The sequence below is a fragment of the Flavobacteriaceae bacterium genome (assembly GCA_003443635.1).
Classification (GTDB): Bacteria; Bacteroidota; Bacteroidia; order Flavobacteriales; family Flavobacteriaceae; genus AU392.
This window is the reverse complement of the sequence record CP031964.1, coordinates 1,534,796-1,559,843: the sequence shown is the minus strand read 5'-3', so window position 1 is coordinate 1,559,843 and position 25,048 is coordinate 1,534,796. Positions and strand designations below refer to the sequence as shown.

At 30.0% G+C, this 25,048-nt stretch carries 21 protein-coding genes; 9 read left to right on the top strand and 12 right to left on the bottom strand.

All coding sequences use genetic code 11. From position 1 onward, the window contains the following. Positions 1-18 precede the first annotated feature (18 nt). The 6 genes from D1817_07075 to D1817_07050 form a co-directional block, all read right to left on the bottom strand. Positions 19-774, bottom strand: a complete 756-nt coding sequence (locus D1817_07075) for a DUF2807 domain-containing protein (protein AXT19644.1) — start codon at positions 772-774, stop codon at positions 19-21. A 27-nt stretch (positions 775-801) separates the two neighbouring features. Beyond that, entirely contained in the window at positions 802-3,195 is a 2,394-nt protein-coding gene (locus D1817_07070; protein AXT19643.1) for an ABC transporter permease, read from the bottom strand. 48 nt (positions 3,196-3,243) lie between these two features. Then, positions 3,244-3,945: an ABC transporter ATP-binding protein gene (locus D1817_07065; protein AXT19642.1), complete on the bottom strand. Its 702-nt coding sequence runs from the start codon at positions 3,943-3,945 to the stop codon at positions 3,244-3,246. A gap of 36 nt (positions 3,946-3,981) precedes the next feature. Beyond that, positions 3,982-5,241, bottom strand: coding sequence for a leucine-rich repeat domain-containing protein (locus D1817_07060; protein ID AXT19641.1), 1,260 nt, complete (start codon positions 5,239-5,241; stop codon positions 3,982-3,984). A gap of 75 nt (positions 5,242-5,316) precedes the next feature. Then, positions 5,317-6,189, bottom strand: a complete 873-nt coding sequence (locus tag D1817_07055; protein AXT19640.1) for a hypothetical protein — start codon at positions 6,187-6,189, stop codon at positions 5,317-5,319. Positions 6,190-6,262: 73 nt separating this feature from the next. After that, the gene (locus D1817_07050) at positions 6,263-7,507 is read right to left on the bottom strand and encodes an HlyD family efflux transporter periplasmic adaptor subunit (GenBank protein ID AXT19639.1); all 1,245 of its coding nucleotides are present in this window, start codon (positions 7,505-7,507) and stop codon (positions 6,263-6,265) included. 162 nt (positions 7,508-7,669) lie between these two features. Here D1817_07050 and D1817_07045 point away from each other — a divergent pair, with 162 nt between their 5' ends. From D1817_07045 to D1817_07015, 7 genes are all read left to right on the top strand, one after another. After that, the gene (locus D1817_07045; GenBank protein AXT21243.1) at positions 7,670-9,037 is read left to right on the top strand and encodes a sigma-54-dependent Fis family transcriptional regulator; all 1,368 of its coding nucleotides are present in this window, start codon (positions 7,670-7,672) and stop codon (positions 9,035-9,037) included. Between the two features lie 79 nt (positions 9,038-9,116). Then, the gene (locus D1817_07040; protein AXT19638.1) at positions 9,117-10,358 is read left to right on the top strand and encodes a sensor histidine kinase; all 1,242 of its coding nucleotides are present in this window, start codon (positions 9,117-9,119) and stop codon (positions 10,356-10,358) included. A gap of 133 nt (positions 10,359-10,491) precedes the next feature. Continuing rightward, entirely contained in the window at positions 10,492-12,264 is a 1,773-nt protein-coding gene (locus D1817_07035; GenBank protein AXT19637.1) for a long-chain fatty acid--CoA ligase, read from the top strand. A gap of 169 nt (positions 12,265-12,433) precedes the next feature. Next, positions 12,434-12,892, top strand: coding sequence for a MarR family transcriptional regulator (locus D1817_07030; protein AXT19636.1), 459 nt, complete (start codon positions 12,434-12,436; stop codon positions 12,890-12,892). 2 nt (positions 12,893-12,894) lie between these two features. Then, positions 12,895-15,303 (top strand): 3-hydroxyacyl-CoA dehydrogenase/enoyl-CoA hydratase family protein, encoded by a 2,409-nt coding sequence (locus D1817_07025; GenBank protein ID AXT19635.1) that lies wholly within the window; start codon positions 12,895-12,897, stop codon positions 15,301-15,303. A 58-nt stretch (positions 15,304-15,361) separates the two neighbouring features. Beyond that, positions 15,362-16,555 (top strand): acetyl-CoA C-acyltransferase, encoded by a 1,194-nt coding sequence (locus D1817_07020; GenBank protein AXT19634.1) that lies wholly within the window; start codon positions 15,362-15,364, stop codon positions 16,553-16,555. Positions 16,556-16,635: 80 nt separating this feature from the next. Continuing rightward, positions 16,636-18,432, top strand: a complete 1,797-nt coding sequence (locus D1817_07015; protein AXT19633.1) for an acyl-CoA dehydrogenase — start codon at positions 16,636-16,638, stop codon at positions 18,430-18,432. 65 nt (positions 18,433-18,497) lie between these two features. Here the strand turns inward: D1817_07015 and D1817_07010 are convergent, their stop codons facing one another. Genes D1817_07010 through D1817_07000 form a run of 3 tightly spaced genes read right to left on the bottom strand, consistent with a single transcriptional unit; the run spans position 18,498 to position 20,897 of the window. Further along, positions 18,498-18,884: a hypothetical protein gene (locus tag D1817_07010; GenBank protein AXT19632.1), complete on the bottom strand. Its 387-nt coding sequence runs from the start codon at positions 18,882-18,884 to the stop codon at positions 18,498-18,500. Beyond that, a complete protein-coding gene (locus D1817_07005; protein ID AXT19631.1) occupies positions 18,881-19,792 on the bottom strand; it encodes a Zn-dependent exopeptidase M28 in 912 nt (303 codons plus the stop codon). The genes D1817_07010 and D1817_07005 overlap by 4 nt, the downstream gene beginning before the upstream one ends. A 4-nt stretch (positions 19,793-19,796) precedes the next feature. Next, complete coding sequence (locus D1817_07000; GenBank protein AXT19630.1) at positions 19,797-20,897, bottom strand: class A beta-lactamase-related serine hydrolase; 1,101 nt, start codon at positions 20,895-20,897, stop codon at positions 19,797-19,799. A gap of 285 nt (positions 20,898-21,182) precedes the next feature. Between D1817_07000 and D1817_06995 the strand changes: the two genes are divergently transcribed. Together D1817_06995 and D1817_06990 are read left to right on the top strand one after the other, a co-directional pair. Next, positions 21,183-21,911: a sensor histidine kinase gene (locus tag D1817_06995; protein AXT19629.1), complete on the top strand. Its 729-nt coding sequence runs from the start codon at positions 21,183-21,185 to the stop codon at positions 21,909-21,911. Next, positions 21,908-22,600, top strand: a complete 693-nt coding sequence (locus D1817_06990) for a DNA-binding response regulator (GenBank protein ID AXT19628.1) — start codon at positions 21,908-21,910, stop codon at positions 22,598-22,600. The genes D1817_06995 and D1817_06990 overlap by 4 nt, the downstream gene beginning before the upstream one ends. Positions 22,601-22,612: 12 nt before the next feature. Here D1817_06990 and D1817_06985 read toward each other — a convergent pair whose 3' ends face one another. The 3 genes from D1817_06985 to D1817_06975 are packed head-to-tail and all read right to left on the bottom strand — an operon-like array spanning position 22,613 to position 24,967. Beyond that, positions 22,613-23,206: a hypothetical protein gene (locus tag D1817_06985; GenBank protein AXT19627.1), complete on the bottom strand. Its 594-nt coding sequence runs from the start codon at positions 23,204-23,206 to the stop codon at positions 22,613-22,615. A 6-nt stretch (positions 23,207-23,212) separates the two neighbouring features. Further along, on the bottom strand, positions 23,213-23,917 hold the full coding sequence (locus D1817_06980) for a DNA-binding response regulator (GenBank protein ID AXT19626.1): 705 nt from the start codon (positions 23,915-23,917) through the stop codon (positions 23,213-23,215). A gap of 3 nt (positions 23,918-23,920) precedes the next feature. Next, a complete protein-coding gene (locus tag D1817_06975) occupies positions 23,921-24,967 on the bottom strand; it encodes a hypothetical protein (protein AXT19625.1) in 1,047 nt (348 codons plus the stop codon). Positions 24,968-25,048: the final 81 nt, after the last annotated feature.

Below are 25,048 nucleotides of genomic sequence, written 5' to 3'. Positions count from 1 at the left end.
CTAATATATAAATAACTATTAAAATAACTTCTTTATGTGAGCTTCTCCAATAACCATCGCTTTCATTTTTGCATTCCCTTTATGTAAAATTGTAGGTTCTCCAAATGCTGTTATTTTTAAACGCTCTTGTGCATTCAATTTAAAATGTCCATCACCGTAGGCAGTAATTTTGGTAAACTCGCTTGTTACATTTAATGCATCTACTTTACCTTCTCCATAAACAGTAAACTTTTGTTCTCCTGTTTCTCCTTCCATAATTTCTAAAAAACTTTCTCCATAAACAACTACCTTTAAATCATCAATATTTGCTTCCTTAATATAAACTTGTGATTCTCCATAGATATTTAAAGTACATTTTTCCTGTTCTAAAGGGCTTTTAAATACAATTTTCTCTTCTCCCCTTAAAGCAAACGTATTTACTTCTTTATAAGTAATAATCACTTTTGCTTGAGTTCCCTTATAAATAGAAGTTCTTTGCTTCCAACCATTTTTCTTTTCTTTCTTAGTTGGAGATGTAATTTTAGCGCCATCTAAATACAAGTGAAGTGTTAAATCCTTTACCTCAGCATTAAATTTATCTATTGGTAAATTAATCGATTCAATCTTTACAGATTCTTCTTCTCCTTCTTGAAATACTACTTCTAAATGCGGGCTAATAATAACTTTATTAAATGTATCTACTGGAGTGATCTTATTCTGTGCATAACCATTTAAGCTAAATAATAATAGTATAATTGCAATGCTAATTGTTTTAATTGTGATTTGTTTAAACATAACTTTTATTTTTTGATTAATATGAATTTATTCGAATTTTAAATGCTTGATTAGGTCTATTTTTGTTGCTTTATAGGCCTTGAAGCCTACTACAGTAAATACTAATATCAATAGGACAATAGGCGCTATAATATATGGCCAAAAAGGCATTTCTATGCGATATGCAAAATTATTCAACCAATTTTGCATTAAATAATAAACAATTGGAAGTAGTATTACGGAAGCAATTAGTGTGATTTTTAAAAAACTCTTTATTAGCTGTATAATGATTTCTTTAACTGTTGCACCTATTGTTTTACGAATAGCTACTTCTTTTAAGCGTTGCTGAATAGTGAGCGTTGCTAAAGCAAATAGTCCCAATAGCGCAATGAAAATAACGATGAAAGTAAGTATAAAAAATAATGTTTGTTGTTTTCTATAAATGTCATGTGTTTTATGATATTGTTGATCTAAAAAGTAAAACGAAAATGGGTATCCAGGTTCTAACTTAGTAGTCCAAAAACGCTCTATCTCAGCTATAGCACTTTGAGTATTTTCTGGATTTAATTTAAATTGAACAGTCTTCATACTATTTCTAATCCATCTAAACCCTGTGTAGTATGTAAAAAAAGCAGGTCTAATCTCTTTATCTAAACTTGATAAATGATAGTCTTTAATCACACCAACGATTTTGAATTTTTTTCTATCAATATCAACTATTTTATTAATAGGATCTATAATTCCTAATCGTTTAATAGCAGTTTCATTAAAAATAAGATTGTTAATTGTATCTGATACAAACTGTTCAGAAAGATACCGTCCCTCAATCAATTCTGTTTGTAACATTTCTAGGTGTCCAAAATCTAATGGTATAAATTTTACATCTACTACTCTATCTAAGTAATCAATGTCTAAAGACATATCTTCACTTACTCCCGGTGCTTCAAAAGATGAAGATATAGATGCTATTTTAGGATTATTAGCAAATACTGTTTTTACTAAATTATATTGTTTAACTCTATTTGTTTGATTATCATTAAAATTAACTACTAAAATTTGCTCTCCTGAAAACCCTAGTTCTTTTTCACTCATATAAGCCACCTGTGCATATACTATCAAACCTCCAATAAAGAAGAAACCAGAAATCACAAATTGTAACCCTAACATTAAGTTTCTTGCAAACACCATACTCTTACTTCTTGAAATATTTCCTTTTAAAACATTAATAATTTTAAAGTTTGAAATATATAATGCAGAAGTGACTCCTATAACTAAAGCTATTATAATAGTAAGAATAACTACTAACCCTAATACATTAAAATTTCTTAGTGATAGTTGCTTTTCAAAAAACACATTAAATACTGGAAGTAATAGTTCTACAATAACCAAAGCTATAAGCAATGAAAACACACCTTGTATTAATATTTCTAATATAAATTGTAATCGTAATTTGGTTTTAGAAACACCCAAGGTCTTTTTAATTCCAACTTCTTTTGCTCTTTGGGTAGCAGATGCTATAGAAAGATTGATGAAATTAATACTAGAAATTATTATAATTAATATAGATAACCCCATCATAATTAACAACAATAAATAATTTCCCTTCCCTTCCAATAAACCAATATCTCCCTTAGTATGTAATCGTAAATCTTCTAAAGGTTCTAATAAAGGAATAGAACCTTCTTTATCTACATATTCTTTTGTAGTAATGCCTTTTTCAGAAGCTCTTCTACTATAATAATTATCGACAAAAACATTGTATAGTTTATTTTCTATTAAAGCTATATCTGAGTCTTCTTTAACCTTATAAAATGTATAATTAGTAAAACCTCCCCAGTTATTGCTTGTGGATGGTATTTTATGAACTAATACTTGAGGTTCAATTATAGATGGTGTTTGTAATTCGTATACCGCCGTTACTATATAATCTTCTCTCCCTAATTTTACTATTTCTCCTAATGATTCTTTATTCCCGAAAAGTTTCTTTTCAATATTTGATGAAATAGCTATTGAATTTGGAGTAGCCAAAATTTCATTTCGGCTTCCTTTCAATATTGGATGTGGGAAAAATTCAAAATAATTTTGATTAGCTCCAACCAATTTAGTTTCATAAACAGATTTGTCTTTATAACTTAAAATTTGTTGAGAATAATATGATTCTATGCTACAAACATCTAAAATCTCTGGTATGACTTCTTTAGATTTAGGCCCTTCTGGGTCTGTAGTAGAGTCATATATTTGACCATCTCCAAATTTATGAACTACTTTGTAAATGGTATCTTTTTTTGAATTCCACTGATCATAAGATTTTTCATCGTTATAATAAAGTAATACAATAATAAGGCCTGTTAACCCTATGGTTAAACCCGAAATGTTAATAATAGTATTTAACCAGTTCTTTTTACTATTTCTGAAAAATAATTTAAACCACGTTTGTATCATTTTTTTTGAATTAATTGTTTATTTTTTGATCGATTTAAAATGAAATAATTATTGAACTAAAACATCTATTTTGTGATCATTTACGCTTTCTGAGATAATTTCACCATCTTTTAGAGTAATTATTCTACTTGAAAATTGCGCATCATAAGAAGAATGTGTTACCATAATAATGGTTGTTCCTTGCACATTTAATTCTGTTAACAGCTCCATTACTTCATTTCCATTTTTGCTATCTAAATTTCCCGTAGGCTCATCTGCTAGTACTAATTTTGGATTAGCTACTAATGCTCTAGCTATAGCTACACGTTGTTGCTGTCCTCCCGATAATTGTAATGGAAAATGTTTTGCTCTATGTGCAATTCCTACACGCTCTAAAATTTCATTTACTCGTGTTTTACGTTCAGATTTACTTACTTTATTGTAAATTAATGGTAACTCAACGTTTTCGTATACCGAAAGTTCATCAATTAAATTAAAATTCTGAAACACAAACCCAATATTGGCTTTGCGTAACCCTGCACGTTGCTTTTCATTATACGATGCTACTTCTTCTTCATCAAACAAATAACTTCCATCATTTGGTGTATCTAATAATCCTATAAGGTTTAATAACGTAGATTTCCCACAACCAGAAGTTCCCATTATAGATACAAATTCACCTTCTTTAACTTCTAAACTTAATTTATTAAGTGCAGTAGTTTCAATTTCTTCAGTCCTATAGACTTTCACTAGGTTTTTTATTATTATCATTTTAATACGCTTTAATTATTTTTAAATATTCACTAATTAATGGTTTACACGTTCGCTTATCATTAATTCTGGAAACTCTTTTTTGATTTTTTCGAGTTCGGTATTAGAAAATGAGCGATCAGATTTTGTTACAACTAATTCTTTTAAATTTGTACAATTATAAAGAGGGCTTAAATCGGTTATTTTCTCATTACCAGAAATATCTAACTTTTGTAAATTAGCAAGATTCCCTATTGATATTAAGCCCTGATATGTATTCAAATGTCCAGAGATATCAAGTCTCTTTAAATTATTCATTCCATTTAAAAAACTTAAATCTTTAATATAGCTATTTACCAATTCAAGTTCTTCGAGAAAATTGAAGTTTTTAAGCATTTCATAATTATTAAACTTAGTGAAATTATAGGCTACTAATTTTTTTAGGTTTTTTGATTGTGAAATAATTTTTAAATCTAATATTGGGAGTTGGGGGTTACCATCAATAAAATATATTTCTTCTAAATGAGTTAAAAAACGTAATGCATTGTAGTTTTTCACCTTATCTGAACGATCAATAACTAATTTATTTATCCAAGTTAAATATTGGCATGAAGTACCAAAATCAACCTGGGTCATTTTTTCTGTATTAAAATATACATAATATGATTCTTTGTTATCTATTTTTTCTATGGCATCATAGGTGTCTTTATTCATACCATTTAAAAAAATGGTTTTTCCATATGCTCCATTACCGAATGTCATTAAAACGTCTCCAGGTTTAAGTTGAGCAGGAGTTCTACTTCGATTTTTTAAAGATTTAAAACTATTAGATACTTTAGTTTTGTAAAAACCAGTTCCACTGATATAGAAAGCCGTATGTACTCGAAGATCAGTAGAAACAGTTTTTTTTGAGACGTAAAGCACTTTCCCATTTAACAAATAGCTTATTACACCTTCTTTTTTCTCTATTCTAATCAAATCTCCTTTTTTACATTTTATATCAGTTTTGAATACTATCATACCAGATTCACTTATACTAATAATTCCTTTTTTCATATAAATAGCATAATCAATTTTTTCCCAAAATTCAATTTTTTGAGGTTTAGAAAATCCAATAATCTTTTGTTGTTTTGCTTTTTGAATTATGGTTTCCATCCAACCATCTATTTTTTCATTAAGTATTTGCTTTGAAGTTGCACCTGAATCCCAAAGTATACCTCCATCAAATTTGGAAATATATCCATTTCTTGTAGTTACATTTTTTTTATTTGTCCAGTTAACAGGTACTTGTGCATTAGTTTGTAAATGGAATAGCACAAAAAAGCTAATCGTACACAATGTTTTTATAAAGTTTTTAAGCATATCTGTAATTTTAAAATTGTTATTTTGTATTTATTGTATTTTTTTTACTTTATAATCACCATTTATATTATCGATATAAATAATATGATCTTTAAAAAAATTATTCCCAATTCGTAATTGACTTGTAGGTTTTACATCTGTTTTTACATTTTTAAATTCAATACTTTCAATCTTTATGCTAGGTAACACACCTACTTTTTCTTTAATTTTTTGAATTCCACCCAATGTGTAAATTTCTCTTTCATTGTCTTCAAAATTATGGGCATTCAAAACTTCTGATGCCAATTTTGAACCCTTAGGAATAGAAAATGTGCTGGAAGAGCCTAAATCTATTATTGCTTTATGTTTTTTACCGTTAATGGTAAGGTAGATGTAAGGAGCTCCATCTTCTCTTTTAATTTTAATAGATTGATAACTATCGTCAACTAAATGTGTATTCGAAATTTCTATATTCTTGTTAGGATAATCAATTAACCAATTGGCTTTACTTATAATGGGTTGACCAATGAGTCCTCCAAAATCTGTAATCTGTTCTTTTAATCCTTTTAAATCACTATTAAGTGCATACGTATTTAAGAAATTTATGTCACCAATTTGTATAGATTTCACATAACCTTTTCCTGTTTTTATTGTTCGATTAGAAGCACCGTTAACTTTTATTGTTTTTCCTACTATACTGTCTCTTTGAAGTAATGATAAATCTGCACCAGTATCAAACAAAAAGTTTCTTGTCGTTCCATTTACGGTTACAGGTAAAATAATAACTGATTTTAAAGTTGTAAAACCCGTTTTATAATGGAATTCTTTATTTGCGACACTTCCGTCTTTTTGGTATTTAGTAATTGAACAACCTGTGCTCAAAATTAAAATTACGAGTATAAAAACTGATTTAATAAATTTCATTTTATTACTATTTAAAAATTAAGTTTACGATTACCACTACAATTATTACAATTAAAATCATCTCTTATTTTATTTAATTAATATTTATTTCTTCTACATCTATAAAATCATCATAACTAGATGTAATTACCTTATCCCCTTCCCCTAAACCATCTAATACCTCATAATAAAAAGGGTTTTCTCGACCTATTCTAACATTACGCTTTACAGCTTTGTTTTCAGAATTCAATACAAATACCCAACTACCATTAGTGCTTTGATAAAATAATCCTTTTGGTAATAATAGTGCTTGCGAATTATTAGATAAATATACTTTTGTTTGCAGAGACATTCCTCGTTTTATATCTGCATTTAAAGTGTCATTAGCAAAAGTAAGTTCCACTTGAAATTGTCCTTTAATGACCTCTGGAAGTATTTTAGAAATGATTACATCATAACTTTCGTTGTCTGTATTTACGTTACCTCGTACCTGTTCTCTCAGTTTAGAAATATAGTACTGATCTACCTTTGCCTCAAGCTTAAAGCCATCTAAGACATCTATTTTTCCTATAGATTCTCCCTGATTATAATTTTGACCCAATGTAGGATTAAAAGATGATAGTAAACCATCAATAGGTGCTTTTAAAATAAAATTTTCTTTGTTTTTTCTTAGTAATTCTAAGCTTTTTTGCATGTTTCCAATTGAAGCATTAATGCGAGAGAGTTGTACAGCTCTATCAGTTTTCTCTTGAGATACACTTTCTTTAATGGCTTTATTACGTTCACTTTGGTATTTGTACTCTTGTACTGAGATTTCATAATCATTTTTAGCAACAATTCCTTTTCCGTATAGGGTAGTGTCAGTTACATATTTACGTTTTGCATTTTTATAAGAGTTGTCAATACTCAACAATTGTTCATTAAGGTTTAATTGTTGATTTTTAATATTAACTCTAATATTTCTCAAATTATTAATCTGCTCTACTATAGCCGTTTCTCTTGTTAAGTATGTTAATTCTGCATTTGGATTATAAACACTTAACATTGGAGTTCCTTTTTTTATCATTTGTCCGCTTTCCACAAAAATTTCAGCAACAGATCCCCCTTGCACTACATTAATTAATACTGATGTTTTAGGTTCTACAATACTGTTAAATAGTACAACATCTTCAAAATCTCCTTTTATTACCTCTCGTATTGTAATAGTATCTGCTTTTAAGTTTATTTGTTTCTTACGAGTCATGTTAAGTACAGTGATTATTAAAACAAATAATACGGGAAGCCCTATATATAGCATTTTATTTGTAGTTTTATTTTTAGCTTTGATTTGTTTGTCCATTTTCTGTTTTATTTACTTGATTGAATATGTGCCACAAATGTGCCAATAAAGAATAAATCATAAGAATTTGACTATCAGGTATTTAAAAATAAAAACTAAAATAGAAGTGTTCGTTTTCGAACAATAATTTGTTCGATATCAAACATATATGTAACTATGCATATGCGAAAAAAGGAAGCTTCCATTTTATTAGTTGATGATGATGATGATATTTTATTTTCGGCTAAAATTAGTTTGAAAAATCATTTTACGAATATCATAACAACAAACAATCCTAAAACTATTATCACAAAACTAGCTCAGCAAATTGATGTTGTTCTTTTAGACATGAATTACCGCATTGGTTTTGAAGATGGTAAAGAAGGACTTTATTGGCTAAAACAAATTAAAGAGATAAGTCCTGAAACTACTGTAATTTTAATGACTGCTTTTGGAAGTGTTAATCTTGCTGTAGACGCTATTAAACAAGGTGCAACCGATTTTATCTTAAAACCCTGGAATAGTGAAAAACTATATTCCATTGTAAATGCTGGTGTAGAATTAGCACGCTCAAAGCGAAAAAACACACAGTTGGAGACCATACAAGAGCAGCAAAACAAGGAATTTCACCAACAAACAGAGCACATTATTGGAGCCTCTTCAGCAATGAACGATGCTGTAAAATTGATGCAAAAAGTTGCTCCTACTGATGCCAATATCTTAATACTTGGAGAAAATGGAACTGGAAAATATGTATTCGCAAAAGAGATCCATTTACAATCCAATAGAAAAAAACATCCATTTATTCATATTGACTTAGGGTCTTTAAACGAAAACTTATTTGAAAGTGAATTATTTGGATATGCTAAAGGTGCTTTTACGGATGCACAAAAAGATACTCAAGGACGATTTGAATTGGCTAAAGGTGGTACTATCTTTTTAGATGAAATAGGAAATATTCCTTTACATCTTCAAGCGAAGCTATTAACTGTAATTCAAAATAAAAAAATAATGCGTTTAGGAGAAGCTATTGAGCGTCCCATTGATGCACGTATTATCTGTGCTACTAATGCAGATATTCATAAAATGATGGATGAAGATAATTTTCGTCAAGATTTATTATACAGAATTAATACGATAGAATTACACCTCCCTCCTTTACGAGAACGTCAGGAAGATATATTGTTATTAGCCAATCATTTTTTAAAAACACAAGCAAATAAGTATCGAAAACTGATAAAAACTATTTCTAAATCAGCTTCTGATGCGTTGCTAAACTACCATTGGCCAGGTAATATTAGAGAGTTAGAGCATATTATTGAACGTGCTACTATCATTTCAGATACTAACGCGATTCAAATGGAAGATTTACATTTTTCAACAAAAAAATTTGAAACCAATATACCCAAAACACTTAACTTAGAAGATACTGAAAAAACATTCATAAAAAATGCATTGAATAAGCATCAAGGTAATATTAGTAAAGCCGCAAAAGAATTAGGATTAACAAGAGCTGCATTATATAGACGATTAGAAAAATATAAAATGTAATTTGACAAAAAACATCTACATACAAATTATTATAAGAGCATTTTTACTAAGTATCAATGGAATTGCGATTTACTACTTCTTGATCAATAAATATATCATTACGTTTTTTATTTTCTGTGTCTTTTTAATTGCTCAAATTTTCTTATTTATAGATTACATAAAATCTTTAATAGCTGATATTGAAAAATCTATAGATTGTTTATTATACGATGACTATTCTATTTCTATTTCAAAAAGAAAACGAAAAAATAGTCTCTATCATAAAACAGCTCTACTTATAAAAAAATACAAAGAACGAGATTTAAAACAAAGTTCAGAACAACTTATTTTTACTAATATTATTGAGAGTTTAACTATAGGTACACTTATTTTAAGAAAAGACAGTAAAAACCTTATTGAGGTCTATCAGCTTAATGATACATTTACTGGGTTTTTAAAGATTCCTAAATATTATAAATGGGAATTATTAAAAGAGAAAATAAAGCCACTAATCGATTTAATAGATCAACAATCTTGGAAAAAGCAAAGAAAAACAATCTCTCTTAATATTAATGATCAAGCAGAAACTTTTTATTTAAAAACATCAGTAACTAAAACTTATAATTTTGAATATTTAATAATTACTTTAGAAACTATCCAACAGGTTATTGATAAAAAAGAAAAAGAATCCTGGTATAAATTAATGAATGTAATGTCTCACGAAATCATTAATACTATTACTCCTATTAGTACTTTGGCCAGTAATTTAAACTCTTTATTACAAGAAGAACCAGATAAAGAAGCTTTAGATGAACTTTCACAAGGCTTACAAATTATTAATCGACGTTCATTACATCTTACCAATTTTGTAGATACTTATCGAACTTTAACTGAATTACCTTTACCTGAGAAAGAACAAACAAATATTAACCAGCTTATTAAAAATACTTTAGTACTATTTAAACAAGAGTTTGAAGAAAATAATGTTACTGTAATATTTGATAACTCAGAACATTATATATTAAATATTGATAAAAAACAAATAGAACAGGTATTTATTAATTTAATTTCTAACAGCTTAAACGCCATAAAAGATCAATTAAACATAAGCATAGAAGTAAAACAGATTAACAATAAAATCAATATTTATTTTTCAGATAATGGTATTGGTATTTCAGAAGATATTAAAGATAATATTTTTGTTCCCTATTTTACTACTCGTAAAGGTGGGTCTGGAATAGGGCTAACACTCACTAAAAGCATTATGGAATCCCACGGGGGCACTATCTACTTTAAGCCTGAAAAAGAAAAAACAATGTTTGTATTGAGTTTTATACTATAAGATTTAACGATATTCAGTTAAAAAAAACCAATAACGTAGTTATTAACCAATTGTCTAGGTATTAATAATAAAATATTATTTCAAAACCACATTTTATTTCCTAATTTGGCATTTCAAAATCTCATAATTTTTAATGGCAAATATCACTCGACTTTTTGACTTCCCGTATCACCAACGAGATACTTATAATCTAGATAAAGCATTTACTACAAAATATGATGGTGAATGGCAATCCATTTCATCACAAGAATATATCGATAAAGCCAATGCTATAAGTCGTGCTTTGCTTAGATTGGGTGTCAAAAAAGGAGACAAAATTGCTGTAATTTCCACAAATAATCGAACTGAATGGAATCTTATAGACATAGGTGTCTTACAAGTAGGAGCTCAAAATATACCTATTTATCCTACCATTTGTGCCGAAGATTATGAATATGTCATTAATCATTCCGAATCTATTTATTGTTTTGTTTCTGATGAAGAAGTACTGGCAAAAATAAATGTGATCAAAGATAATACACAATTAAAGGAAGTGTATTCTTTTGATGAAATTGAAGGTTGCAAACATTATTCAGAATTATTTCAATTAGGGAAAGATAACAGTAATCAACCTGAAGTAGAAAACATAAAAGCTTCCGTAACACCTAACGATCTTGCAACTATTATTTATACTTCTGGAACCACAGGAACGCCTAAAGGAGTTATGTTGTCACACAATAACTTAGTATCCAACGTATTGGATAGTGAAACACGCGTTCCCTTTAATTATGGAAAATCTAAAGCACTTAGTTTTTTACCAGTTTGTCATGTATTTGAACGTATGATCTTATACTTATATCAATATTGTGGCGTAGAAATTTATTTTGCTGAGTCTATCGAAAAAATGAGTGATAACCTTAAAGAGGTTAAGCCTAATGTAATGACAGCTGTACCTCGTCTCTATGAGAAAGTATACGATAAAATTGTTGCTAAAGGCACTGAATTGTCAGGCATTAAAAAAGCATTCTTTTTTTGGGCAATTAATTTAGGACTGAAGTATGAACCTTATGGTAAAAATGGTTGGTGGTACGAGAAGCAACTCAAGCTGGCTCGCAAACTTATTTTTAGTAAATGGCAAGAAGGTCTTGGTGGAGAATTAGAACTTATGGTATCTGGAAGTGCAGCTTTGCAATCACGGCTTACCCGAACTTTTGCAGCAGCAGGTATGCCTATTATGGAAGGCTATGGTTTAACAGAAACTTCACCTGTAATCTCTGTAAATGATGAACGTGGTGGAGGTTTTAGAATAGGTACTGTAGGACGCGTTATTAATAATGTAGAGGTTAAAATAGCTGGTGATGGTGAGATACTTGTTAAAGGTCCAAACGTGATGTTAGGCTATTATAAAGATCCAGAAAAAACAGCTGAAGTAATTATTGACGGTTATTTTCACACCGGAGATAAAGGTGAATTATCCGACGATGGGTTTTTAAAAATTACAGGACGTAAAAAAGAGATGTTTAAAACATCTGGTGGTAAATATGTTATTCCAACGCTTTTAGAAGATATCTTAAAACAATCTCGATTTATAGAACAGGTTATGGTTATAGGTGAAGGCGAAAAAATGCCTGCTGCCATTATACAGCCAAATTTTGATTTTATCAAAGATTGGATTGAGCGAAAAAATAAAGATGTAGGTACAACTGAAGCTGAAATTGCATCATCTCAAATTATTATAGAACGTATTCAAGAAGAGATTAACAGTTGTAATATGAATTTTGGCAACTGGGAACAAATAAAACGTTTTGAATTGACGCCCGAAGTATGGTCTATAGACGCTGGTCATCTTACTCCTACTATGAAAATGAAACGTAGCGTCATTAAAAATATTTATGCACATCTTATAGAGAAGATTTATCGATCTTAAATTATTATTTTTTAATTCTTTTACTAAAACATTTATTATTTGTTAAGTTTTTCTAATTTATTATGCATGCATAATAAATTTTTATATCTTTGACTTAGCTATTAATTCAAGAGTGTACTTGTAATGCGTGAACTTACAAAAGTGACCTCTCAACAAATATTATAATTAGATGAAAGATAAAACCATTGATTATGTTTTAAGAACCACTTGGTTGGCTGTAAACAAAATGTATAATGAAGAAGCTGCAAAATTTGATACCACCATGGCAACTGGATTTACGCTATTAAGTATAGATCCCGAAGAAGGTACAGCTTCAACAGCCTTAGGCCCAAAAATGGGAATGGAAGCTACGAGTTTATCTAGAATATTAAAACGAATGGATGAACTAGGTTTAATCGAACGTAGGCCAAATCCAAAAGACGGTCGCGGAGTTATAATACATCTTACAGATTTTGGAAAAGAAAAAAGAGAATACTCTCGAGAACGGGTATTGACTTTTAATGAAACTATACGTAATAACATTTCAGAAGAAAAGTTGAACCACTTCTATGAAGTTGCTGAACTAATAAATGAAATGGTTTCAAACAAAAAAATATACAATAAAAAAATAGCATCTATTTTAAAATAAAAATGAGCAAACGAAGAATAAAAAAAGTAGCAGTCATTGGTTCAGGCATTATGGGTAGTGGTATTGCATGTCATTTCGCAAATATTGGCGTAGATGTCTTACTGTTAGATATTGTACCCAATAAACTTAATGAAATTGAAAAAGCTAAAGGGTTAACTCTCGAAAATAAGGTGGTTCGTAATCGTTTGGTAAATGATTCTCTTAAAGTAGCTTTGAAATCGAAACCCTCTCCTATTTATTTGCAAAAATTTGCAAACAGAATTACCACAGGGAATTTAGAAGACGATATTGCAAAAGTGAAAGATGTAGATTGGATTATTGAAGTTGTGGTAGAGCGTTTAGATATTAAACAAAAAGTATTCGAAAATCTTGAAAAACATAGAACTCCTGGAACATTAATCACGTCTAATACTTCTGGAATTCCTATAAAATTCATGAACGAAGGAAGAAGTGATGATTTTCAAAAGCATTTTTGCGGTACACACTTTTTTAATCCAGCTCGTTATTTAAAATTATTTGAGATCATTCCTGGGCCAAAAACCAATCCTGAAGTATTAGAATTTTTAAATGCTTATGGTGAGCAATTCCTCGGAAAAACATCTGTAATTGCCAAAGACACACCTGCATTTATAGGAAACAGAATTGGAATTTTTGGAATTCAAAGTTTATTCCATCAAGTAAAAGAATTAGGATTAACCATTGAAGAAGTTGATAAGCTAACTGGTCCAGTGATTGGTCGACCAAAATCTGCTACATTCCGAACAGTAGACGTTGTTGGCTTAGATACTTTGGTACATGTTGCCAATGGTATTGCTGATAATTGTAAAAATGATGAGCGTTTAGAGTTATTTAAATTACCCGATTTCATCAATACAATGGTAGAAAATAAGTGGTTTGGAAGTAAAACTAAACAAGGTTTTTATAAAAAAAGTATATCTGCAGAAGGCAAAAAAGAAATTTTATCTCTCGATTTAAATACATTGGAATATCGCTCAGCACAAAAAGCGAAATTTGCAACCTTAGAGCTTACCAAAACTATAGATAACGTTATTGATCGTTTTAAAATATTGGTTTCCGGAAAAGATAAAGCTGGTGAATTCTATCGTAAATCATTTGCAGCTCTTTTCGCTTACGTTACCAATCGAATTCCTGAAATTTCAGACGATTTGTATAAAATAGATGATGCTATGAAAGCTGGTTTTGGATGGGAACATGGCCCTTTTCAAATTTGGGATGCCATTGGTGTAGAAAAAGGAATTGATATAATGAAAACTGAAGGTTTGGAGCCTGCAGCTTGGGTAATAGAGATGTTAGCATCTGGTAATTCGTCATTCTATACAGTAAAAGATGGTGCAACCTATGCATATGATATTCCGAAGCAATCTCAAGAAAAAATACCTGGACAAGACGCTTTTATCATCTTAGATAATATTAGAAAATCTAATGAGGTCTTTAAAAACTCAGGAGTAGTTATTGAAGATTTAGGAGATGGCATTTTAAATATAGAGTTTCAATCTAAAATGAATACCATTGGTGGTGATGTGCTCGCTGGATTAAATAAAGCTATAGATTTAGCTGAAAAAAATTATCAAGGTTTGGTGATAGGAAATCAAGCTGCAAATTTTTCGGTAGGTGCCAATATTGGGATGATATTTATGATGGCTGTTGAGCAAGAATATGACGAGTTAAATATGGCTATCAAATACTTTCAAGACACCGTGATGCGCATGCGTTATTCGTCCATTCCTACGGTTGCAGCTCCACATGGCTTGTCGCTTGGTGGTTCTTGCGAGCTATCAATGCATACTGATAAAGTCGTAGCTGCTGCTGAAACCTATATCGGATTAGTTGAATTTGGTGTAGGTGTTATTCCTGGTGGAGGTGGTTCTAAAGAAATGGCTTTGCGTGCTTCAGATACATTTAAAAAAGGAGACGTTCAACTCAATGTGCTTCAAGAGTATTTTTTAACTATTGGCATGGCTAAAGTGGCAACTTCTGCTTATGAAGCTTTTGATTTAGGGATTCTTCAAAAAGGAAAGGATATTGTTGTGGTTAATAAAGATCGACAAATTGCTACTGCAAAAGCGTATGCTAAATTAATGGCTGAATCTGGTTATACACAACCTGTAAAACGCAAAGATGTAAAAGTACTAGGAAAACAAGCCTTAAGTATGTTTTTGGTAGGAACAGACTCTATGGAAGCAAGTCATTATATTTCTGAGCATGATAAGAAAATTGCAAACAAATTAGCTTATGTGATGGCAGGTGGAGATTTATCTGAACCTACTTTAGTAAGTGAACAATATTTATTAGATCTAGAACGCGAAGCTTTTTTATCTCTTTGTACAGAACGTAAAACATTAGAACGCATTCAGCACATGTTGAAAACTGGAAAACCACTCCGTAATTAGAAAAGGTTATAATAAATGATTCTAACCAATCTAAAATCTAATTATAAAAATTTAGAAAATGAAACAAGCATATATAGTAAAAGCATATAGAACAGCAGTTGGGAAGGCCCCTAAAGGTGTATTCAGATTTAAAAGAACAGATGAATTAGCTGCTGAAACCATACAGCATATGATGAAAGAATTACCTCAGTTAGAGGCATCACGAATTGATGATGTTATAGTTGGTAATGCAATGCCAGAAGGTTCTCAAGGATTAAATATGGCGCGACTAATCTCTTTAATGGGATTAAATTCTGTGGATGTCCCAGGAGTAACAATCAATCGATTTTGCTCTTCAGGAATAGAAACTATTGGAGTTGCTACAGCAAAAATTCAAGCTGGAATGGCCGATTGTATCATTGCTGGTGGTGCTGAAAGTATGAGTGCTGTACCCATGACCGGATTTAAACCTGAGTTAAATTATGATGCTATTGTAAAAGCTGGTCATGAAGATTACTACTGGGGAATGGGAAATACTGCTGAAGCAGTTGCAAATCAATTTAAAGTTTCTCGTGAAGATCAAGATGAATTTGCGTTTAACTCTCATATGAAAGCGTTAAAAGCTCAAGCTGAAAATCGTTTTCAAGATCAAATTGTTCCAATAGAAGTTGAGCAAACTTACATTGACGACAATGGTAAAAAAGCTACAAAATCATATACAGTAACTAAAGATGAAGGCCCTCGTGCAAATACAAGTATAAAAGCTCTAGCTAAATTACGTCCTGTGTTTGCTGCTGACGGAAGTGTTACTGCTGGTAACTCATCTCAAATGAGCGATGGCGCTGCTTTTGTTATGGTAATGAGTGAAACCATGGTTAAAGAGTTAAACCTTGAACCTATTGCACGATTAGTTAATTATGCTGCTGCTGGTGTAGAACCTCGCATTATGGGAATAGGTCCAGTAAAAGCGATTCCAAAAGCATTAAAGCAAGCTGGATTACAGCAAGATGATTTATCATTAATTGAATTAAACGAAGCTTTTGCTTCTCAATCTTTAGCAGTAATTCGTGAATTAAACCTCAATCCAGATATTGTTAATGTTAATGGAGGCGCTATTGCATTAGGTCATCCATTAGGTTGTACTGGAGCTAAGTTATCTGTTCAACTATTTGACGAAATGCGTAAACAAAATATGCAAGGAAAATATGGTGCAGTAACTATGTGTGTAGGTACCGGGCAAGGTGCTTGTGGAATATTTGAATTTTTAAATTAAAAAATAAAGGATGCGGAAATTAGGTATTGAGATAACGTAATAAATCTCATTATTTAAAACTACAAAATAATATAAAGAATATGGAAGAAAGAGAACTATTAAGAGGAGGGCAATTCCTAGTAAAGGAAACCAATTGTGAAGATATTTTTACTCCTGAAGATTTTTCAGAAGAGCAGCAGATGATGAAAGAAGCTGTTATAGAGTTTAATGATCGCGAAATTATTCCTCACAAAGCACGCTTTGAGGCTAAAGATTATGCACTTACCGAAGAATGTATGCGCAAAGCTGGTGAGCTAGGGTTTTTAGGTGTTTCTGTTCCTGAAGCCTATGGTGGCTTAAATATGGGATTTGTATCTACAATGTTAGTATGCGATTATATTTCTAGTGGTACAGGATCTTTTAGTACTGCTTTTGGTGCTCATACTGGTATTGGTACTATGCCAATTACACTTTATGGTTCTGAAGAACAAAAATTAAAATATGTTCCAAAGTTAGCCACTGGAGAATGGTTTGGAGCGTATTGCTTAACTGAACCTGGAGCTGGTAGTGATGCCAATTCTGGAAAAACCACTGCTGAATTATCAACTGATGGAAAATCTTATAAAATCAATGGGCAAAAAATGTGGATCTCTAATGCAGGTTTCTGTAAGTTATTTATTGTATTTGCCCGTATTGAAGATGATAAAAACATTACTGGTTTTATTATAGAAAACAATCCAAATAATGGAATTACTTTAGGTGAGGAAGAACATAAATTAGGTATTCGTGCTTCGTCCACACGTCAAGTATTTTTTAATGATACAGTAGTTCCTGTAGAAAATATGTTATCTACAAGAGGTAACGGATTCAAGATTGCTATGAATGCTTTAAATGTTGGACGTATTAAATTAGCAGGAGCATGTTTAGATTCGCAACGCCGTATTACTTCTATGGCAACTCAATACGCTAATGAACGTAAACAATTTAAAACACCAATTTCAGATTTTGGAGCAATTAAAGTAAAGTTAGCAGAAATGGCAACCAATGCTTATGTAGGAGAATCTGCAAGTTATAGAGCTGCAAAAAACATTGAAGATCGTATTGCTTTACGTCAAGCTGCTGGTAATTCACATCAAGAAGCAGAACTTAAAGGTGTTGAAGAATATGCTATTGAATGTTCTATCCTTAAAGTTGCAGTATCTGAAGATGTACAAGCTTGTGCAGATGAAGGTATCCAAATTTATGGAGGGATGGGATTCTCCGAAGAAACACCTATGGAAGCAGCTTGGAGAGATGCACGTATTACACGTATTTATGAAGGAACTAATGAAATTAACAGAATGCTTTGCGTGGGAATGTTAGTTAAAAAAGCTATGAAAGGTCATGTAGATTTATTGACGCCTGCAATGGCTGTTCAAGAAGAATTAATGGGTATTCCTTCTTTTGAAACACCAGATTATTCTGAATTGTTTTCTGAAGAAAAGCAAATGATCGCCAAACTAAAGAAAACATTTTTAATGGTAGCTGGTGCTGCGGTACAAAAATTTGGACCACAAATAGAAGAACACCAACAGTTACTCATCGCTGCTTCTGATATCTTAATTGAAATATATATGGCTGAATCTGCAATTTTAAGAACTGAAAAAAATGTAAAACGCTTTGGTGAAGACGCACAAGCTACACAAATTGCGATGGCTAAATTATATTTGTATCACGCCGTAGATATCGTAGAAAAAAATGGAAAAGAAAGCATCATTTCATTTGCTGAAGGTGATGAACAACGTATGATGCTCATGGGTCTTAAACGTTTTACAAAATATACAAACTATCCTGACATTGTTGATTTACGTAATGCTATAGCAGAAAAAGTAAAAAGAGAAAACAAGTATTGTTTTTAATTAATAGCTAATTAAATTTTCTCTAAAAGCGTTAGTCCCTACACTAACGCTTTTTTTATAATTGATTAATAAGTAATGTACTTTCTCTTCAATAACAATACACTACCTAATACAATATAAATCATACTTTTTAAACCATACCATAATGTGAATTGGTAATATGCTGCAGATGGAATACCTTTGGATTCTATAAAGGTCAAAACATGCAATAAAACACGTATTGTTCCGTAACAAATAATTAATATACTCCAATATTTTAATGCTTTTTGAAAATTGCATTTTGCTCCAAAAGCGATATATATGAATGGACTTAATAATAATATAATGATTATTAATGGATAAAAAATTCCAATAAATAAATACTCCATACTTTTTATAATGATGAGTACAAAACTTAATACAAGTAATATTTCATATTCATTAAATGATTTAATCTTTTGAATTATACTCATTGCGCTAATTTTTTAAATATTTGATATATAATTTGCGTAGTAGATATTAGAAAGTTAAAATTCACAGTATCATAAGTATCATTAGGCGTATGAATATAAGGAGTTGTATCTCGCTTTACATATTCTTCTGAAATTCCAACAGCATTAAACCCTTGATCTATAAATGATTTGTGATCTGATGAACTTACTTTGGTTATACTAAGAGGAATATTGAATTTCTCAACTTCGGTTTCATACAGTTGTTGCATGCTTAAAGTAGGAAGCTCTATCTCAAATCCACGATTATCATCTTTATCCCATCCCATCATATCTATGGTATGTACAGAATGTACTTCTCTCCCGCTCTTTTTCAGCAATTTCGCATACGCTTTACTTCCTATTTCATTATCTTCTTCCTGATCAAAAAATACGATTATAAAATTAACTTTTCGTTCTTTCAAATCTGTTAACTTATGGGCTAACCCTAGGCTTAAAGCTATTCCAGAGGCATTATCTATAGCACCTGGGCTTCCTCGTTCTGAATCATAGTGAGATCCAAAGATTATATATTCATTACTGGTTTTAGTAGCAGGTAATTTTGCAACCACATTAATGCCTGTCATAGGTTTTAAAATCAAATCTAAAAACGGATTTCCATTGGTTGTTTTATAATGATGATTATACAATTCCCAACCCATATTAAAAAGATAATCAGACAGATAGTCTACTGTTAGACGTCGTTCTTTAGGTGTACTTCTTTGCAGTAAAAACAGGTTATCTTTTATTGCTTTTTGTCCGGTCAGTTTAGCCAAGATCTCTTTCTGAATAGGTTTAATTTCTAAAACAAATAATGAGTCTAATTGTGCTTGACTAATAAGTGAATAAAATATGGTAGTAATTAATATTATAAATTTAAAAAATGGTTTCATCTTCTTATTTTTTAATTTGAGAGGTCTTCCATTTCACCCATTCACGCAATATTCTTCTAGCTACAGCTTCGCCATTTTTTGAGGCATTTGTTAATGCTATCATACCACTTTTATATTCAAAATCTAATAAAAATGCGGATTCCCAACCTGTATTTGTTCCTGTATGTCCTTTAACTGTTATATCTCCTAACGGAAATATGATATACCCTAATCCATAGTTACCTCTGCTTAATTTTGAAGGTTTACGCATTAATTGCAATGTATCTTTGTTTAATATCTTATTACCTTTTAATGAAGCATTAACAAAAATCAGCATATCCTCAAGTGTAGTTTGTAATCCTGCAGCTGCTTTCGCAGTAAACACTTCAAAATATACTTCTTTACCATCTTCATCATAAGGTGTTGCGGAATTCTTTAATATATTTTGATTTATAGTGAAACTTGTATGTTTCATTTTTAAAGGCTTAAAAATTTGATTTTGCATATATTTCTCAAATGATTTCCCTGTAACTTCTTCTATCACTAATTGTAAGATCGTATATCCACCTCCCGAATATTCAAATTTGGTTTGTGGTTCATAAATTAGTTCTACTTTTTCATTTGCTCTAACTGGCCCGTTTTCTCCATTCAATGAAGCTTCAAGTGTTGGTAATTTTGCATCTGGATGAAATCCCGGATAACCATGAACCGAAATTCCTCCCGTATGACCTAGCAAGCCTCTGATTGTAACCTTGCTTTTATCAAATTTAGATTCTGGAAGCTTCCATCGGGTTAAATAATTTTCTACCGGAATATCTAAATTCAGCTTTCCTTTCTCAACCAATTTCATGACTCCCCAAGCTGTAAATAATTTTGATATAGAACCAATATTAAAACCCGTTTCAGAAGTTATTTTAATTTGATTATTTATATCTGCTAATCCAAACCCTTTTTTATAAATTACCTCTGCATTATCAATAATAGCAACAGCTAATCCTGGCACATTTTTTTCTTTTAACTGTTTAGGGATATTTCTATCCAATGAATTAGTAAATTCTGAAATTGAGTTTTGCGAATACCCCAATGCAAAGCATAATGTAAACAAGTAAATGATATGATTTTTCATAATTAAAGTTTTTTAGATTTAATAATACCTCGAAATTAAAAGCTTGATATTGCAATTACCAATCTATATGATGAATGATATTTCTTCTTGTTTAAATACTACAGAACACTTTTTAAGTGGTGGTTTATCATTGCTTCAATTTAGTTTATCAGCGATATGTTCCAGTTCATCAAATAAGTTGTTTTAAAACATTCTAAATGATACTTTTGAGTTGTGAAATCGTTTATCAAAACATACTATCGTTCTATAATTCTTTGGGTTTTAATCTTAAGTTCTTTGTGGGGAATGTTGACTTACAAGCGAAAAGAAGAGCTTTCTAGAGCAGAAATCGATGGTAATATATTTGGGCTTTTCCAACTATTTTTTTTTCTTACAGTAGGATACATTGCATTATCCTGGTTATTTAATTTGTGGAAGCATTATCGGCAGTTAAAAAATGATAAGACAGAAGCAGAGTTAGCCTTATTAAAAAGCAAGATAGATCCGCATTTCTTTTTTAATACATTAAACAACCTTTACGGGTTAGCTGTTGAAAAATCTGATAAAACTCCAGAAATCATATTAAAATTATCAGATATCATGCGATATACCATTTATGAAGGAGAAAATGATACTGTTGCTATAAAAGATGAAGTTTCATATTTGGAACAATATATTGAAATTCATAAAATACGATATCAAAAAAAAGTGTCTATTACATTTGAAAAGAATATTAGTAATGAAGAATTACAGGTTTCTCCTTTATTACTCATAATGTTACTAGAAAATGCTTTTAAACATGGGATAGAGAGTTTAATAGATAATGCTTATATTAATTTAAAATTATCTAGTAATGATAAAGAGTTGAATTTTAGTATAGAAAACAATTATGACAATAGTAATTTAAAAGAGAAAGGGATAGGTTTAGAAAATTTTAAAAAACGCTTGCAATTGCTTTATCCAAAAAAACATATATTATTATTTAATTCTGAAAGCAACGTATTTTTCGCACAATTAATAATTAAACTTAAATGAATATAAATTACATTATAGTAGATGATGAACCTATTGCCCATCGTATTATCGAAGGCTATGCTAATAATTTACCTCAATTAAACAAAGTAGGTAACTGTTATAATGCTTTTGAAGCTATGCAGTTGATACAGAAACAGCAAGTAGATCTATTATTTTTAGATATTAATATGCCTAAGCTTTCAGGGTTTGAAATGCTAAAAACATTATCTAACCCTCCTAAGGTAATTGTTACTTCTGCATATAAAGAGTTTGCCCTAGAAGGTTACGAATTTGATATTATAGATTACCTTTTAAAGCCTTTTGATTTTGAACGCTTTTTAAAAGCGATAAATAAAGTTCAATTTCTAGGTTCTAAATCAATAGGTACTTCAAAAAATGATTTACATGAAGAACAATTATTCATTAAAAGTGATAAAAAATTACATCAAATTTATATAAATGACATCCTATATATTGAAGCTTATGGTAATTATTGTAAAGTGCATCTAGAAGATGAAATAATTGTTACGCTTCAGAAAATCTCAGATTTCGAGAGATCATTATCTTTTGATTTTATTCGTATACACAAATCTTTTATTGTTTCAAAACAGAAAATAAAATCTATTGAAGGTAATATTATTCATTTAAATAATCGTCAAATTCCTATAGGCTTAACCTATAAAAGTGTTATTAAAACTATCTTCAAATAAAATTAATCTCACTTAAATAAGTGTTTTTAACTGACTAATAATAGCCACTAGTTCTTGTAAAATATTTTTTCTTATATCTAAATAACGTAAATATTGTCTTGCCCATTTTTCTTGTTCTATATAATATATAGGAGATACAGCTCCCGTATTTTCAGGAAGTTGAATGTATTTTTCTGAGTTTTCAACTAACTTCTCTTCAGTATATATCAATCTTTTAATTCCGTTAGAAAAACTAATTAAAAGCACGTATGCGTCTGTATTTAAATTTCTTTGGTTAGATAACAACTGAGATATCACATGTGTTGGATATTGTGGAGAAGGATAAGTGATACCCTGATAGTTTTGTACAAAGCCATTATTTAAGCGTTCTCTAAATTCTTCATTATAGACATCATGTCTTTGAATAAAACCTTTAAATAGTCCTTCATATCGCTCAATCCCTACTTTTAATAATCCTATAACACGCTGCGTTTCTTTTTCTTCTTTTTGTTGTTCTTTATAATTTGTAAACACAAATGCTAAAGTAACTCCTATAAATACAATAATTAAATCTAAGCTTAACTGAATATAGTTGATTTTCTTTAGTACTTTTTTTAGTTTGCTCATAATGCTCTAAAGTTTATTTTTCTTAATCACATCAAAAAACAATTGTTTATATGTGTTCCCAATAGGTAAATACTTATCTTTAATTTGCACAGATAATGAATCGGTTTTATCAATATGTTGTAAGGCTATAATAAATGATTTATGGATTTTAACAAATGCACTTGATGGTAAATAAGTCTCAATATGCTTTAGGGTATTATAAGTAATAATTTGCTTATTTGTTAAATGAATCGCTACATAATTCTTCAAGCCTTCAATATAACAGATGTCTTTTATATATACCTTTTCAAAATTATTTTTGCCGTCAGTTTTAATAAATATAAACGCTTCATCTGGCTTTATAGGGTTTACTTTATTTTCACTTTTAACTTTTAATATAGCTTGATAAAAACGTTCAAAATCAAAAGGCTTTAAAAGATAATCTACAGCATTAAGTTCATAACTTTCTATGGCAAACTGTGGATATGCAGTGGTAAAAATAATTTTAGTTTTTTCATCAATAATTTTTGAAAGTTGTATTCCAGTCAAATCTGGCATCTGGATATCTAAAAACACGAGATCGATATCTCTTTTTTCAATAATCGCTAATGCTTCTAAAGAGTTTGTACTAGTGCTTACACATTCTAAAAAATGTATCTTTTCAATATACTTTTCAAGTAATCGAATTGCTGGTGGTTCGTCGTCTACTATTAAACATTTTAGGTGTTTCATAGATTAGTTATTGGTTAATGGAAACTTTAAATATGTTTCAAAATAGCTTTCATTCTCATTATATCTAAACTCATAAGTATCCTCGAATAATAGGTCAAGTCGTTTAATTAAATTATCTCTTCCAATGCCTTTATCACTATAATTCTGCCCCTTGGATATTTTATTCTTAGTTTCAATTGTTAAATGTTCATTCCCAATATTAATTTTTAATGTTGCCGGAGTTTCCTTATGATTATAAACCCCGTGTTTAAAGATATTTTCTAAAAAATGAATTAAAATTAGAGGAGGAATTTGCTGATTAGTCACATTACCTTTTACTGTGTAGTTTAAAAATAAATTAGATTCATAGCGTTTTTTATAAAAATAGAGGTAATCTTCTATAAACTTCAACTCTTCTGTTAGCGGCATATGTTCTTTATTTGTTTCATAAGTAACGTATCTTAATAAATCAGAAAGTTTATGAATACTCTTTGCCGTTTTTGGTTGCGCGTCTATAAGTTCTGTATAAAATGTATTAAGTGTATTAAATAAAAAGTGAGGTTCTAATTTGGTTTTCAAAAAACTTAATTCTGCTTTTTTATTTTCGAGTTCTAATTGATGAATTCTATTTAAATTCCTAATATACATAAAGAGCAAGTACATTGATGTACTAAATAACAATGCTTTAATAGTAAAATATGAATTATCAAACACATAATACCAAAACACGCGTTTTGATTCATGGTAATTGTGAAACCCAAAGAGGTTATACACTAAAATTTCTTCTAGAAAGTAGCGAATACCTGCAAATACAAATGGCATTACTAATATAATGATTAGAAAATGTCCAACTTTCTTTTTAGATAATGTTCTTGGACAAACGATTGAATAATTTATAAAATATGTACTAAAAAAAGTAATTAAAAATGTAATTCGAAGTAGTACTTGGCCAGATTCGAAATTTCCTATAAATCGTTCTCTACCACCATAAACATAATCACTAAAATACGCCATAATTTCTATGATTATTGCTAACAAAAGATGATATTTCCATGTTTTTTTTAATTCCATACTTCAAAAATACCTATTACAAGCTAAGTCCATTTTTTTTTAGGACGAAATAAGAGTTTGTTTATATATAATACTAAAAAT

What these genes read in the sequence shown, in the direction of transcription:
- D1817_06995 (AXT19629.1), top strand. Translation starts at nt 21,183, where the DNA reads ATGTTGACTTACAAGCGAAAAGAAGAGCTTTCTAGAGCAGAAATCGAT.
- D1817_06985 (AXT19627.1), bottom strand. Translation starts at nt 23,206, where the DNA reads ATGAGCAAACTAAAAAAAGTACTAAAGAAAATCAACTATATTCAGTTA.
- D1817_07070 (AXT19643.1), bottom strand. Translation starts at nt 3,195, where the DNA reads ATGATACAAACGTGGTTTAAATTATTTTTCAGAAATAGTAAAAAGAAC.
- D1817_07000 (AXT19630.1), bottom strand. Translation starts at nt 20,897, where the DNA reads ATGAAAAATCATATCATTTACTTGTTTACATTATGCTTTGCATTGGGG.
- D1817_07055 (AXT19640.1), bottom strand. Translation starts at nt 6,189, where the DNA reads ATGAAATTTATTAAATCAGTTTTTATACTCGTAATTTTAATTTTGAGC.
- D1817_07075 (AXT19644.1), bottom strand. Translation starts at nt 774, where the DNA reads ATGTTTAAACAAATCACAATTAAAACAATTAGCATTGCAATTATACTA.
- D1817_07045 (AXT21243.1), top strand. Translation starts at nt 7,670, where the DNA reads ATGCGAAAAAAGGAAGCTTCCATTTTATTAGTTGATGATGATGATGAT.
- D1817_07010 (AXT19632.1), bottom strand. Translation starts at nt 18,884, where the DNA reads ATGAGTATAATTCAAAAGATTAAATCATTTAATGAATATGAAATATTA.
- D1817_07020 (AXT19634.1), top strand. Translation starts at nt 15,362, where the DNA reads ATGAAACAAGCATATATAGTAAAAGCATATAGAACAGCAGTTGGGAAG.
- D1817_06975 (AXT19625.1), bottom strand. Translation starts at nt 24,967, where the DNA reads ATGGAATTAAAAAAAACATGGAAATATCATCTTTTGTTAGCAATAATC.
- D1817_07015 (AXT19633.1), top strand. Translation starts at nt 16,636, where the DNA reads ATGGAAGAAAGAGAACTATTAAGAGGAGGGCAATTCCTAGTAAAGGAA.
- D1817_07050 (AXT19639.1), bottom strand. Translation starts at nt 7,507, where the DNA reads ATGGACAAACAAATCAAAGCTAAAAATAAAACTACAAATAAAATGCTA.
- D1817_07035 (AXT19637.1), top strand. Translation starts at nt 10,492, where the DNA reads ATGGCAAATATCACTCGACTTTTTGACTTCCCGTATCACCAACGAGAT.
- D1817_06980 (AXT19626.1), bottom strand. Translation starts at nt 23,917, where the DNA reads ATGAAACACCTAAAATGTTTAATAGTAGACGACGAACCACCAGCAATT.
- D1817_07030 (AXT19636.1), top strand. Translation starts at nt 12,434, where the DNA reads ATGAAAGATAAAACCATTGATTATGTTTTAAGAACCACTTGGTTGGCT.
- D1817_07005 (AXT19631.1), bottom strand. Translation starts at nt 19,792, where the DNA reads ATGAAACCATTTTTTAAATTTATAATATTAATTACTACCATATTTTAT.
- D1817_06990 (AXT19628.1), top strand. Translation starts at nt 21,908, where the DNA reads ATGAATATAAATTACATTATAGTAGATGATGAACCTATTGCCCATCGT.
- D1817_07025 (AXT19635.1), top strand. Translation starts at nt 12,895, where the DNA reads ATGAGCAAACGAAGAATAAAAAAAGTAGCAGTCATTGGTTCAGGCATT.
- D1817_07065 (AXT19642.1), bottom strand. Translation starts at nt 3,945, where the DNA reads ATGATAATAATAAAAAACCTAGTGAAAGTCTATAGGACTGAAGAAATT.